The 713-nt window shown below is 38.7% G+C and carries 1 protein-coding gene; it reads right to left on the bottom strand.

Going from position 1 to position 713, the window contains the following annotated elements:
* Positions 1-615, bottom strand: a 615-nt coding sequence (locus FE392_RS22810) for a reverse transcriptase domain-containing protein (protein ID WP_319931963.1), incomplete at its 3' end; no start/stop codon positions are given.
* Between the last annotated feature and the right edge of the window lie 98 nt (positions 616-713).

The raw sequence follows: 713 nt of genomic DNA, 5'->3' as shown, positions 1-713 counted from the left end.
GTTCAACATAATGTTACTCAGTAAAGGGCTGAGATTGCCTCCTTGCGGAGTTCCGACTGGTGTTTCTTCATATTTCCCATTCACCATAACTCCACTGACTAGATACTTTCTTATGAGAGAAATGACGTCTCCGACATGTATTGAGTTAGATATAATTCGCATCAATTTATCGTGATGAACTGTGTCAAAGAATCTCTCCAAATCAATATCTACTATCCAATCATATCCGTTGTTTAGAAATTCCAAGCTTTTAACAATTGCCATCTCACAACTTCTTTTTGGTCTAAAACCATAACTGAATTCACTGAACTGCTTCTCAAATATCGGGCTGAGTATTTGATGAATGGCTTGTTGAACGACTCTATCCACTACTGTTGGTATTCCCAGCTTGCGCATCTTGCCATTCTCTTTTGGGATTTCCACTCTTAAGGCAGCTTGTGGTTGGTATTTCCTTGTTCTAATGCGCTGACGTAGCTCGTCCTTGTGCTCTTTCAGATATTGCTTTAGTTCTTCGACTGTTACACCATCAACTCCACTAACACCTTTGTTTTTATAAACGCGTAAGTAGGCTTCATTCATATTTTTGTTGCTTAAAATTGCTTCTAAGAGTTCCACACTCGTTTCTCCTTTCCCTTCACGTAGTAAGTGACAACTCCATTTTGATTATCCTTTGAGATACGCTCATACTTTCATCATTAACATATTCGGAGTAC

Source organism: Xenorhabdus santafensis, from assembly GCF_033949405.1.
GTDB classification, from domain to species: domain Bacteria; phylum Pseudomonadota; class Gammaproteobacteria; order Enterobacterales; family Enterobacteriaceae; genus Xenorhabdus; species Xenorhabdus santafensis.
This window is presented reverse-complemented; position numbering and strand designations above follow the sequence as displayed.